This is a genomic window from Neobacillus sp. B4I6 (genome assembly GCF_050434045.1).
GTDB lineage: Bacteria > Bacillota > Bacilli > Bacillales > Cytobacillaceae > Neobacillus.
Window position 1 is genome coordinate 425,853 of the sequence record NZ_JBNPWB010000002.1, and the last position, 12,362, is coordinate 438,214.

Consider the following 12,362-nt stretch of genomic DNA (forward strand, 5'->3'; position numbering starts at 1 on the left):
TCATGGATGACCGAATTATTTCGAGTGAAGTCAATGAAAGTGAAATCAGCATAGAACAAAGCCTTAGGCCGCAAACCTTAAGACAATACATCGGACAGGATCAAGTAAAGGAAAATCTTGATATTTATATTAAGGCAGCAAAAATGCGTAAGGAAACGTTAGACCATGTGCTCCTTTATGGTCCGCCCGGATTAGGGAAAACAACACTCGCTGTGATTATCGCCAATGAAATGGGTGTGAACATCCGCACCACATCAGGACCTGCGATTGAAAGGCCTGGTGATTTAGCTGCGATTCTTACTGCACTCGAACCTGGGGACGTTTTATTTATTGATGAAATTCATCGCCTGCAAAGGACGATTGAAGAGGTACTTTACCCAGCGATGGAAGATTTTTGTCTTGATATTGTCATTGGTAAAGGCCCAAGTGCGAGGTCAGTCCGCCTCGACCTCCCACCCTTTACGCTTGTTGGAGCGACTACGAGGGCAGGCTCCCTATCAGCTCCTTTAAGAGACCGGTTTGGAGTTTTAAGCCGACTCGAGTATTATAAGGAAGATCAATTAAAAAATATTGTCCTGCGAACAGCGGAAGTGTTCGGTACCGAAATCGATGACCTTTCAGCGCGAGAAATAGCCAGGAGATCAAGAGGGACCCCGAGAATTGCGAATCGTCTTCTTCGCCGGGTTAGAGATTTTGCCCAAGTAAGAGGGAATGGGACGATTGAGCTGGCCCTAGCACGAGAAGCACTCGAACTCCTACAAGTAGATCGACTTGGTTTAGACCATATCGACCATAAACTGCTGAAGGGTATTATCGAAAGATTCCGCGGCGGCCCTGTCGGCCTTGATACGATTGCCGCATCGATTGGGGAAGAAGCCGAAACGATTGAAGATGTGTATGAACCATATTTATTACAAATTGGCTTTTTGCAAAGAACTCCACGGGGCAGGGTGGTAACCTCATTGGTCTATCACCATTTTGGGATGGATTCGCCAGCCACTGATTGATTATTAAATTTAGATTAGGGTGTCATAATATGAAGGTAGATTTGTTTGATTTTCATTTGCCTGAGGAATTAATTGCACAGGTTCCGCTTCAAAATCGGACAGATAGCAGATTAATGGTTCTAGATAAGGAATCAGGCGAAATAAAGCATGAAGTGTTTAAAAATGTTATCGACTATTTGCGTGAAGGAGATTGCCTTGTTTTAAATGATACCAAGGTACTTCCTGCACGTCTTTTTGGCGTCAAAAAAGATACAGGTGCAAAAATCGAAGTCTTACTCTTGAAGCAGCTGGAAGGCGATCAATGGGAGACCCTTATCAAGCCTGCAAAAAGAGTAAAAGAAGGAACGGAAATAGATTTCGGTGATGGTCTGCTTACGGCCGTTTGCACTGGGACCTCGGACCATGGCGGGAGAATATTAGATTTTAAATATGAGGGTATTTTTTATGAGGTCCTTGACCAATTAGGTGAAATGCCGCTTCCTCCCTACATAAAAGAGCAGCTCGAGGACCGGGATAGGTATCAGACCGTGTTTGCCCGTGAACCTGGTTCAGCCGCGGCACCAACGGCAGGGCTTCATTTTACAGACAGCTTATTAGAAGCGATTAAAGAAAAAGGTGTTCATATCGCGTTTATTACCCTTCATGTAGGGCTCGGAACCTTCCGTCCTGTAAGTGTAGATGATGTATTGGAACACGATATGCACTCTGAATTTTATATCGTCACAGAGGGGACAGCACATCTGCTTAACGAGGTACGCAACAATGGAGGCAGAATTATTACCGTTGGGACTACCTCAACACGAACCCTTGAAACGATTGCCTCCGCAAATGATGGACTTTTTATCGAGGGCAGCGGCTGGACCAATATTTTTATTTACCCAGGGTACGAATTTAAAGCCATTGATGGCATGATAACGAACTTTCATTTGCCAAAATCAACCTTGATTATGCTCGTCAGTGCGTTAGCAGGCAGAGAACATGTTTTACATGCTTATCAAACTGCCGTTACAGAGCGGTATCGTTTTTTTAGCTTTGGCGATGCAATGTTCATCATCTAAGAGGTACATAAGGAAGGAGAAAAAAATTTGACTGCGATTCGTTATGAATTAATCAAGACATGTAAACAAACAGGGGCCAGGCTTGGCAGAGTCCATACTCCTCACGGTTCGTTTGATACCCCTGCATTTATGCCGGTAGGAACGCTGGCAACTGTGAAAACAATGTCTCCCGAAGATTTAAAAGAAATGGGAGCGGGGATCATTTTAAGTAATACCTATCACCTCTGGCTTAGGCCGGGACACGAAATCATCAGAGAAGCAGGCGGACTACATAAATTTATGAACTGGGACCGAGCCATCCTAACAGATTCGGGCGGATTCCAAGTTTTTAGTTTAAGTGAATTCCGTAAAATTGAGGAAGAAGGAGTCCATTTCCGTAACCATATGAGCGGTGAAAAATTATTTTTATCACCAGAAAAGGCAATGGAAATTCAAAATGCCCTTGGTTCCGATATTATGATGGCCTTTGATGAATGCCCTCCATACCCTGCAACATATGAGTATATGCAGAAGTCTGTCGAGAGAACATCACGATGGGCGGAGCGCTGTTTAAATGCACATAGCCGCCCCAATGACCAAGGCTTATTTGGAATCGTCCAAGGGGGAGAATATGAGGAGCTTCGCAAGCAGAGTGCGAAAGATCTTGTTTCGTTAGATTTCCCTGGCTATGCAGTTGGCGGTTTGTCAGTGGGTGAACCAAAGGACATTATGAATCGCATGCTTGAACACACGACACCACTTTTACCTACAAATAAACCAAGGTATTTAATGGGTGTAGGATCACCTGATTCATTAATTGATGGCTCGATTCGCGGAATTGATATGTTCGACTGTGTGCTGCCTACACGAATTGCCAGAAATGGTACATTGATGACAAGCACTGGTCGACTTGTTGTAAAAAATGCACAATTTACGAGAGATTTTGGCCCGCTGGATGAAAATTGCGATTGCTATACCTGCCGAAATTATAGCCGTGCATACATTCGTCACTTAATTAAATGTGACGAAACATTTGGAATTCGTTTAACGTCTTACCATAATCTCTATTTTCTGTTAAGATTAATGGAGAAAGTCAGACAAGCCATCATGGAAGACCGGCTTGGTGATTTTAGAGAAGAATTTTTTGAGCAATATGGTTTTAACAAACCGAATGCGAAAAATTTCTAATAGATAATTTTTGAAAGGAGGGAAACAAGATGTCAGGAGGAATTGGTACCATTGTTCCATTAATATTAATGTTTGTGTTATTTTATTTCCTATTAATTCGCCCGCAGCAAAAACGCCAGAAAGCGGTTCAGAGAATGCAAAGTGATTTAAAAAAGGGTGATAAAGTAGTCACGATTGGTGGATTACATGGTTTTATAGATTCAATTGATGAGAATAAAGCCGTAATTAAATGTGGTGACGGAAGCCGTCTTACATTTGACCGTAATTCCATTCGTGAAGTCACAGCGGATGCAAGTGAAGGAAGCGTCAATCTAACAAAATAGGAACAAACGAAAAGGAAGCCGTCCTGTATGGCTTCCTTTAATTTATTAATTGTCTAGCTCCAGCGCCCAGCAGCCCCAGCCCTTCCTCTTTTCGATGTCATGCGGATCTCCGTGAATTGTTGGTAGAAATGTTTACCCCTAAAATTCCACCCATCATCGCAATTAAGGTATAGCAAGTATGATAAATTACTTGTTCGGCGTTAAACAGGCGATCATATCCTAAGTATTGGAATAAAAAGACAACGAACGAGTAGATAAGTCCAGTTAGTCCGCCAATAAGCCAACCCTTTTCTTTTCTTTTCCCGCCAGATAGAAAACCGCCTCCGAATAGCCCGATGAATGATAATGCCGTGACGACATATTGTAGTGATACTTCACGAGCAGACGTAAACTTGAGAATAAACGCAAAAATAAGACTGCATATCACGGCAAAAACAAGAATAAAAATTAATCCGTACAGAATTGAAGTACCAAAGCTTTTCGATTCGATTTTAACTCTCCCCCTTCAGTCGCCTTCAGGCTGGCAAATGATCCTAAATGTAAAGTACTGCCAGACCCTAGATACATGTTTCACTCCTAGTACAAGCGTATTCGTTGAAGGCGGAAAGTAGAATAGTTTTCCGTGAATTTTTCTATTGAAGAGAAGGTTGGTATTTTATTCCGGTAATTTTTTATCCTCTAATGCAAATAATACCGTTGAACGTAAAAAAAGGGGCGACGGTTGTGGAGGATTATTTAACGATTGTATTTCGAACGCTTTTATTTTATGCAGTTATCCTAGTCATTTTTCGAGTCATGGGGAAAAGGGAAATTGGGGAATTAAGCATTTTAGATCTAGTTGTTTTTATTATGATTGGTGAGATGGCAGTTGTGGCCATCGAAAGAATTCATACACCTTTGTTCCATACGGTGGTTCCAATGGTGTTGCTCATGTTGATTCAAATAACCTTAGCCATCTTTTCGTTGAAAAGTAAAAAATTTCGTAATCTGATTGATGGGCAGCCAAGCATTATTATTAATAGGGGGAAAATAGATGAGAACGCAATGCGGAAGCAGCGGTACAATTTTGATGATTTAATGACCCAGCTCCGAGAAAAGAACATTCGCAGTATTGCAGACGTGGAGTTTGCAATATTAGAATCCTCCGGAAGTTTGTCTGTCATTGAAAAATTAAAGAATAATAATAATGAATCTGAACTAGGCGATATTACCATCCCTTTAATCCTAGATGGAAACATTGAAGAAGAAAGTTTAAAAAGAATTAACAAAACAAATCTCTGGCTTCGGCAGGAATTGAAAAAACAGGGCTATCGCGATGTGAAGAAGATTTCTTTTTGCAGTTATGAAAATGGGAAATTCTTTATTGATCTACAAGATGAATGAACAAAAGACACGCTAAGAATGCGTGTCTTATTTATTTAGAAAGTAATTAGGCAAACAAGTTTCGAAGCCAGGGAATACGTTTTAGCTCTTCCTTTTTAATAAGACCTAACAAAATAATCATGATCAAATAGGAAATGGACATGGCCATTAACGAAAATATTACCTTAATGGTTAACGGTTCAGTTAGGAAGGTGTTCTCAAATAACCAATAGCCTAACCAACCTGTAGCTCCCATGACTAGAAGTCCCTTCAGATAATCGCGAACGTAAAATGAGAAGGAAATCTTTTTTAATACCGTTGCAAAATGAAGAACAGTGACTAATACAAAGCCAACGATAATTCCTAATGCCACCCCGTTAATTCCAAATGAGGCTTGCGAAGCCAGTAAAAAAATCACAGCTGTCTTAACGATGGCACCAATAAGACTATTAATCATCGCTGCTCGTGCAAGATTTAATGCTTGTAACACAGCTTGTAACGGTCCTTGATAGTAATAGAATAAAAAGAAGGGAGCCATCAATCTAATAAAATAAGAGCCCTTTGCTGAGCCATACATGAGTTCCATCAATGGGTTAGCTAGCACATATAGAACGACAACGGCCAGTCCACCCGATAAAAAGGCAAAGCGCAATGCTTGCTGTAATCGGTATTCAATCAATTTTTTGTTGTTCTGCGTATTGGCTTCGCTAATCGCTGGCACAAGTGATGTAGCTAAAGAAAAGGTGATAAAAGACGGTAACATTAACAGTGGCATCGCAAAACCCGTTAAGGCACCGTATTGTTTGGTAGCTTCTACAGTGATGACACCAGCAAGGGCTAAGCTATGGACAACAACTATGGGTTCAAAGAACCATGCCACAGATCCAATCATTCTGCTCCCCATTGTCGGTAAAGCGATATCCATGAGTTCTTTGAAGGTTTGTTTCCCGCTGTGGACAAATTGAAAGAAATTTTTCCTAAGCCTAAAACGTTTTTTTAATTTAAAGGCAGTCATTAAGTAGATGAGTGAGACAAGTTCGCCGATTACAGAAGAAACCATTGCTGCTGCAGCGGCATATTCAATTCCATAAGGAAGGAATGCTTTTGTCATCACAGCAATCAAAGTAATTCTCACAAATTGTTCTAAAATTTGTGAGATTGCCGAGGGACGCATGTTTTGTCTGCCTTGAAAGTAGCCCCGAAGCACAGATGAAATCGCAATTACTGGAACCACTGGAGCTATTGCAATTAAAGGATAAAAGGTTCTTGGGTCAGTAAACAATGTTTTTGATAGAATCGGTGCAAGTAAGATTAGCGCTGGCGTAAATATAAGTGATAAAGAAATAGTCGTCGCTAGGGATACAACAAGAATTTTTTTAATCTCTGCAAAATTTCCTTTTGCTTCTGCCTCCGCGACATTTTTTGAAATAGCAACAGGGAGCCCTAACTGAGTAAGCGTCACTACAAGGATGAATGTAGGAAACGCCATCATGTATAAGCCAACACCTTCTTCCCCAATACTCCTTGCTATTACAATCCGATTAATAAAACCAAGGACTCTTGTAACAAGACCTGCGATTAATAGGATAAAAGTCCCCTTTAAAAACTTCGACATGCGGATTCCCACCTTCTCAAATAAGAAGAATTCATATACAATTATCTATATGCCTAATGGTGGACAAAGCATGACAAGTAGTAAAAGCTTTTTGAAAAGTTCAATTCAGTTGGGAGAGCTCCCAAGGAGGCAGTCATAATGGATAATAGTCACAGATTCGAACATTTTCGCACCCAGGTCCAACCAGCAGTAGCAAGTAAACTCACGGAGTTTCAATTGCTAGGGATTGATTCTGTAACGGAGAAGGAACTTTGGGATTTTTTAATTAAGAAAAAGTGGAAAAAGGTAAAGGAAGAAATGAAACTGTACGAAATTATCCAAGAAATCCTGTCTGTTAAGGCGAGCGATTATCTCAGCTTCGCGACGATTGAGGCATATAAAACGACCGAATTCTCATTTGATGATGAAGATGAATTGAAAGAGCTTTTAAAATAAAAATGCCTTATGAATTCATATTATTGTAAATTGACAGCCAATCTAACTTCTTTCATAATGAAGGAAGTGACTTTTTGGTAATTTATATAAGGATTATACGGAACAGTGCTAATGCACAAGCACTAAGGAGGAACAATACATAATGGTAAAGCGCAGTAGAATTGTTGCTTTTTTTCTTGTCGTCCTAATTATAGGAAGCACAATGGGAGCAACAACAAAGAACATCTTAAACAATATGAAACTTGGACTAGACCTTCAAGGTGGCTTTGAGGTTTTGTACGATGTTAAGCCAGCGAAAAAAGGTCAAAAGATTGACAAAAAGGTTTTGGCAAGTACCGCTGAGGCACTCGACAAGCGGATCAATGTCCTTGGGGTGAGTGAACCTAGTATTCAAATTGAAGGAAAGAACCGGATTCGTGTGCAGCTTGCTGGGGTAACTGACCAGAATAAAGCTCGCGAAATCTTATCTACTCAAGCAAATCTAACCTTCCGTGATGCTAATGACCGTCTGATGATGGATGGTTCTGACCTAAAACAAGGCGGAGCTAAGCAAACTTTTGATGAAAATGGTGCACCAAGCGTTTCTTTAACATTAAAAAGTGCCGATAAATTCCGCAAGGTGTCCGAAGAAATTATGAATATGGCACCAAACAATGTTCTTGTTATTTGGCTGGATTTTGAAGAAGGAAAAGACTCTTTTAAAGAGGAAGTAACAAAAGCGAACCCTAAATTTTTATCGGCCCCAACAGTAAAGCAAATATTTAATCAAAATACAGTTTCGATTGTTGGCAGTTTTACTGCAAAAGAATCTCAAACCTTGGCTTCTCTTTTAAATGCAGGCTCCTTACCGGTTAAGTTAAAAGAGGTGTACTCAACTTCCGTCGGAGCTAAGTTCGGGGAACAGGCATTACATGATACGGTCTTAGCTGGAATCATTGGTGTTGTAATCATATATCTTTTCATGCTTTTCTATTACCGTTTTCCAGGTTTCATTGCTACTGTTACGTTATCAATTTATATATTTCTCGTCTTATTAATTTTCGATTGGATGAATGGGGTTCTGACCTTGCCGGGAATTGCCGCGATTATTCTCGGAATCGGTATGGCTGTCGACGCCAACATTATTACTTATGAACGGATTAGAGAAGAACTAAAGGTAGGCAGAAGCATTAAATCAGCGTTCCAAGCTGGTGAGCAGCATGCTTTTACAGCTATTCTTGACGCAAACTTAACAACAATCTTAACAGCTTGTGTATTATTCTTTTACGGGACAAGCTCTGTAAAAGGGTTTGCGACAATGTTAATAGTGAGTGTCCTGATGAGCTTCCTTACAAATGTTTACGGTGCAAGGTTATTGCTGGGGCTATGGGTCCAAAGCGGTTTATTAAATAATAAACCTGGTTGGTTTTCAGTACGCAAGTCGCAAATTAAATCTATTAACGATAATGTAGATACAATCGATCTTCCGACTCGATTTGATAAAATTGATTTTGTTAGACTTAGGAATAAAATATTCATCCTATCCGGGGTTCTTCTTGTTGCCGGTGTAATCATTCTCGCTATATTCCGTATGAATTTAGGAATTGATTTTTCAAGCGGAACACGTGTAGAGGTTCAATCAAGAACACCTTTAACCACTACCCAGGTGGAAAATGCTTTTAACAAACTTCATTTAACTCCAGATGATGTCGTCATTTCTGGTGATAAAAAACAAATTGGTGCCGTCCGAATGATTGGGGTACTGTCAAAAGATGAAATTTCAACTTTAAAAGCAGATTTTAAAAAGCAATTTGGCTATGAGCCGAATGTTAGCACCGTTTCTCCAACGATTGGAAAAGAACTAGCGAAAAATGCCTTTTTTGCCGTCTTGATTGCCTCAATTGGTATCATTCTCTACGTTTCGATTCGGTTTGAAGCTTATATGGCAATCGCCGCGATTGCTGCCATCCTTCATGATGCATTTTTCATGATTGCTATTTTTAGTATTACAAGACTTGAAGTAGATTTAAACTTTATCGCCGCAATTTTGACCATTATTGGTTACTCAAACCATGATACGATTGTTACTTTCGATAGGGTTCGCGAGAATATGCAAAAGAAAAAACGGCTTAAAACGGTTCAGGATATTGCAGATGTGGTAAATGTTAGTATTCGCCAAACTTTGACACGGTCGTTCAACACCGTTTTAACAGTCCTCATTACGACAGTATGCTTAATGATTTTTGGAAGCCCGGCAATTCGTAATTTCTCTATCGCTTTATTCGTTGGATTAATTATTGGGGTATATTCCTCCGTCTTTGTCGCAGGTTCTTTATGGTATGTGTTGAAATGTAAAGAGTTGAAGAAGAAGGGCGTTATTAAAACGGTAAAAGAGAAAAGAAAGTACTCTGATCAACCACAAGTATAAATTTAGTTGAAACCGCAGATATCCTGCGGTTTTTCTTTTGATTGAAAGCTGTATCCTACTCCTGTATAATAAGAAGGTCTGAGGGGTGAACATACACATGTTAAGTTCGAAAACAAGATGGATTGTTCGGAAATCCGATGAACAACTGATCAAAAAGCTAGAAACTGAATTGAAAATAACGCCTCTTGTCGCTTCACTGCTTGTCAACCGTGGCTTTAATACCGTTGAGTCTGCACGGTATTTTTTATTTGGAAAGGAAGAATTCCACGATCCCTTTCTCCTAACAGGAATGGATATTGCAGTTACTAGAATTCATGAAGCCATCGAAAACCAAGAGCCAATCCTCATATTCGGCGATTATGACGCTGATGGAGTAAGCAGCACATCAGTATTAATGATCACGCTTCGTGACCTTGGTGCAAATGTTCAATTTCACATCCCTAATCGTTTCTCTGAAGGATATGGCCCGAATGAGGCCGCATTCCGGAGTGCAGCAGAAAATGGAATAAATTTAATTATTACTGTGGATACTGGAATATCAGCTACCTATGAGGCATCCGTTGCAAAAGAGCTAGGCATGGATCTCATCATTACCGATCACCATGAGCCTGGGCCGGTATTACCTGAGGCGCTTGCGATCATTCATCCCAAGCTTCCTGATAGTACCTATCCGTTTCGTGAACTGGCAGGAGTGGGTGTAGCCTTTAAACTTGCCCATGCCCTTTACGGGGAGGTTCCAGAGCATTTGTTAGAAATAGCTGTGATTGGGACGATTGCGGATTTAGTCTCGTTAAAGGATGAGAATCGCCTGATCGCTAAAAAAGGACTTGAAAAACTAAAAACAACGAATAATATTGGCCTTAGAGCCATTTTAAAGCTGGCAGGGGTCGATCCCATGTCGATAAATGAAGAAACAATTGGCTTTACCCTCGCGCCAAGGATTAATGCCGTGGGGCGTTTAGAAGATGCTGACTTAGCCGTTCAGCTGATCTTAACCGATGATCCACTTGAAGCAGAAAGCCTAGCATCAGAAATGGATGCTCTCAATAAGTCAAGACAGTCGATTGTTAATTCGATTACGACTGAGGCGATGGAAGAGGTTGAAAAGAATTTCCCGATCGAGTCTAATAAAGTTCTAGTCATCGGTAAGGAAGGCTGGAATGCCGGAGTCATCGGAATTGTTGCCTCAAGACTCGTTGAAAAGTATTACCGGCCAACGATTGTACTGAATTTTGACCCGGATAAGGGAGTGGCAAAGGGTTCGGCCCGCAGTATTGCAGGTTTTGACCTATTTAAAAATTTATCAACCTGCCGTGATATTTTGCCGCATTTTGGCGGTCACCCCATGGCAGCAGGGATGACCTTAAACCTAGAGAATGTTGCGGAACTCCGCACAAGGTTAAATTTACTGGCAGAAGAACAACTGACTCCTGAGGATTTAATTCCAGTAACATTTCTCGATGAGGAAATTAAACTTCAACATGTAAATCTATCATCATTAGATGAAATGAGTCTACTTGCTCCTTTTGGAATGGACAATCCCAAACCAAAGGTTTTAATAAACAATGTCGACATTACAAATATCAGAAAAATTGGCAGTGAGCAAAACCACTTAAAGGTATTAGTGAATGATAGTGGTGCTAATCTGGATGGGGTAGGCTTTGGTTTAGGACCCTTAGTGGATCATATTTCACCTGCATCAAAAATTTCGTTAATTGGAGAATTATCTGTTAACGAATGGAACAATATACGTAAACCACAAATTTTCATCCACGATATTGCCGTGGAGTCATGGCAATTATTTGATTATCGCGGACAAAAGCGGATCAACAGCCTTTCAAATGCTGTCCCTGCTGATAACAGGAAATTTATTATTTTTAATCAAGAACACCTTGAAAAAATAAATCCTAATATAATCGATGAGACCATTTTTATTAAAGATGTGGAAGATGCAAAATCGTTCGATGGGAACAAGGCAAATATTGTTCTGGTTGACTTTCCATCATCAAAAGAAATCCTAAAGGTTTTATTTAAAGGGAAACAACCAGCTAGGATTTATGCTTATTTTTATAAAGAATCCAGTGATTTCTTTAGTACTGTCCCGACCCGTGACCATTTTAAATGGTTTTATGCTTTTCTGTTAAAAAAGGGTCCGATCGATCTTAAACGACATGGGGGTGACCTCGCAAAGCATCGCGGTTGGTCGCAGGAAACGATAAACTTTATGTCAAAGGTGTTTTCTGACCTGGATTTTGTTACAATAAACAATGGATTTATAACTTTAAACACCGGAGCGCAAAAGCGTGACCTAACTGACTCTCGAACCTACCAAATAAAACAAGCACAATATGAACTTGAAAGAGAACTATTGTTTTCATCCTTCCAGGATTTAAAAGCCTGGTTCGATCAAGTTATTAAAGAGTCGGTTGAAACTGAGGAGGTAATTGAAGAATGGACTTAAAAGAATTTATTACAATCGTACCTGACTGGCCAAAAGAAGGAATTAAATTTAAAGATATCACCCCTTTAATGAATGATGGTGATGCCTATAAATATGCAACAGACCAAATCGTTGCTTATGCAAAAGAAAGACAAATTGATCTGATTGTTGGACCTGAAGCCCGAGGATTTATTATTGGCTGTCCGGTTGCATATGCCTTAGGCGTAGGCTTTGCCCCAGTCCGTAAAGAAGGTAAACTTCCACGGGAAACGATTAAAGTTGGTTACGGGCTTGAATATGGTAAAGATGTTCTAACCATCCATAAAGATGCCATCCAACCAGGCCAACGTGTCTTAATCACGGATGATTTGTTGGCTACAGGCGGAACAATCGATGCGACGATTCAATTAGTGGAGCAACTTGGTGGTGTAGTTGCAGGAATTGCTTTCTTAGTTGAGTTAAGTTATTTAGAAGGTAGAAAAAAACTTGATGGTTATGATGTTTTAACATTGATGCATTATTAAACCATTAAAGAGGGCACTCAGGGC

The 12,362-nt window shown here is 40.2% G+C and carries 11 protein-coding genes; 9 read left to right on the forward strand and 2 right to left on the reverse strand.

What is annotated here, in order from left to right:
• Positions 1-2: 2 nt before the first annotated feature.
• Genes ruvB through yajC form a run of 4 tightly spaced genes read left to right on the forward strand, consistent with a single transcriptional unit; the run spans position 3 to position 3,555 of the window.
• Positions 3-1,007 (forward strand): Holliday junction branch migration DNA helicase RuvB, encoded by a 1,005-nt coding sequence (gene ruvB / locus QF028_RS03890; RefSeq protein WP_429464245.1) that lies wholly within the window; start codon positions 3-5, stop codon positions 1,005-1,007.
• Positions 1,008-1,036: 29 nt separating this feature from the next.
• On the forward strand, positions 1,037-2,065 hold the full coding sequence (gene queA / locus QF028_RS03895; RefSeq protein WP_429464247.1) for a tRNA preQ1(34) S-adenosylmethionine ribosyltransferase-isomerase QueA: 1,029 nt from the start codon (positions 1,037-1,039) through the stop codon (positions 2,063-2,065).
• Between the two features lie 27 nt (positions 2,066-2,092).
• Positions 2,093-3,232, forward strand: a complete 1,140-nt coding sequence (gene tgt / locus QF028_RS03900) for a tRNA guanosine(34) transglycosylase Tgt (protein WP_168245203.1) — start codon at positions 2,093-2,095, stop codon at positions 3,230-3,232.
• Positions 3,233-3,261: 29 nt separating this feature from the next.
• Positions 3,262-3,555, forward strand: a complete 294-nt coding sequence (yajC, locus tag QF028_RS03905) for a preprotein translocase subunit YajC (protein WP_429464249.1) — start codon at positions 3,262-3,264, stop codon at positions 3,553-3,555.
• Positions 3,556-3,652: 97 nt separating this feature from the next.
• Here the strand turns inward: yajC and QF028_RS03910 are convergent, their stop codons facing one another.
• Complete coding sequence (locus tag QF028_RS03910; protein ID WP_429472174.1) at positions 3,653-4,015, reverse strand: TIGR04086 family membrane protein; 363 nt, start codon at positions 4,013-4,015, stop codon at positions 3,653-3,655.
• A gap of 263 nt (positions 4,016-4,278) precedes the next feature.
• On the opposite strand from QF028_RS03910, the gene QF028_RS03915 reads away from it, so the two are divergent.
• A complete protein-coding gene (locus QF028_RS03915) occupies positions 4,279-4,938 on the forward strand; it encodes a DUF421 domain-containing protein (protein WP_215000771.1) in 660 nt (219 codons plus the stop codon).
• 46 nt (positions 4,939-4,984) lie between these two features.
• On the opposite strand, the gene spoVB is transcribed toward QF028_RS03915, so the two are convergent.
• Positions 4,985-6,532, reverse strand: coding sequence for a stage V sporulation protein B (spoVB, locus tag QF028_RS03920; protein WP_429464251.1), 1,548 nt, complete (start codon positions 6,530-6,532; stop codon positions 4,985-4,987).
• A 138-nt stretch (positions 6,533-6,670) separates the two neighbouring features.
• Here spoVB and QF028_RS03925 point away from each other — a divergent pair, with 138 nt between their 5' ends.
• The 4 genes from QF028_RS03925 to QF028_RS03940 all read left to right on the forward strand — a co-directional run bounded on the left by QF028_RS03925 (position 6,671) and on the right by QF028_RS03940 (position 12,338).
• On the forward strand, positions 6,671-6,967 hold the full coding sequence (locus tag QF028_RS03925) for a post-transcriptional regulator (protein WP_168245199.1): 297 nt from the start codon (positions 6,671-6,673) through the stop codon (positions 6,965-6,967).
• A 142-nt stretch (positions 6,968-7,109) separates the two neighbouring features.
• On the forward strand, positions 7,110-9,374 hold the full coding sequence (gene secDF, locus QF028_RS03930; protein WP_429464253.1) for a protein translocase subunit SecDF: 2,265 nt from the start codon (positions 7,110-7,112) through the stop codon (positions 9,372-9,374).
• A gap of 97 nt (positions 9,375-9,471) precedes the next feature.
• Positions 9,472-11,835 carry a single-stranded-DNA-specific exonuclease RecJ gene (recJ, locus tag QF028_RS03935; RefSeq protein ID WP_429464255.1) on the forward strand — a complete coding sequence of 788 codons (2,364 nt, stop codon included), beginning with the start codon at positions 9,472-9,474 and terminating at the stop codon, positions 11,833-11,835.
• Complete coding sequence (locus tag QF028_RS03940) at positions 11,826-12,338, forward strand: adenine phosphoribosyltransferase (protein WP_429464257.1); 513 nt, start codon at positions 11,826-11,828, stop codon at positions 12,336-12,338. The genes recJ and QF028_RS03940 overlap by 10 nt, the downstream gene beginning before the upstream one ends.
• Positions 12,339-12,362 lie beyond the last annotated feature (24 nt).

Excerpts from the sequence above, each read along its gene's own strand:
- ruvB (WP_429464245.1), top strand. The coding sequence starts at position 3 with ATGGATGACCGAATTATTTCGAGTGAAGTCAATGAAAGTGAAATCAGC.
- QF028_RS03925 (WP_168245199.1), top strand. The coding sequence starts at position 6,671 with ATGGATAATAGTCACAGATTCGAACATTTTCGCACCCAGGTCCAACCA.
- spoVB (WP_429464251.1), bottom strand. The coding sequence starts at position 6,532 with ATGTCGAAGTTTTTAAAGGGGACTTTTATCCTATTAATCGCAGGTCTT.
- QF028_RS03940 (WP_429464257.1), top strand. The coding sequence starts at position 11,826 with ATGGACTTAAAAGAATTTATTACAATCGTACCTGACTGGCCAAAAGAA.
- secDF (WP_429464253.1), top strand. The coding sequence starts at position 7,110 with ATGGTAAAGCGCAGTAGAATTGTTGCTTTTTTTCTTGTCGTCCTAATT.
- queA (WP_429464247.1), top strand. The coding sequence starts at position 1,037 with ATGAAGGTAGATTTGTTTGATTTTCATTTGCCTGAGGAATTAATTGCA.
- yajC (WP_429464249.1), top strand. The coding sequence starts at position 3,262 with ATGTCAGGAGGAATTGGTACCATTGTTCCATTAATATTAATGTTTGTG.
- recJ (WP_429464255.1), top strand. The coding sequence starts at position 9,472 with ATGTTAAGTTCGAAAACAAGATGGATTGTTCGGAAATCCGATGAACAA.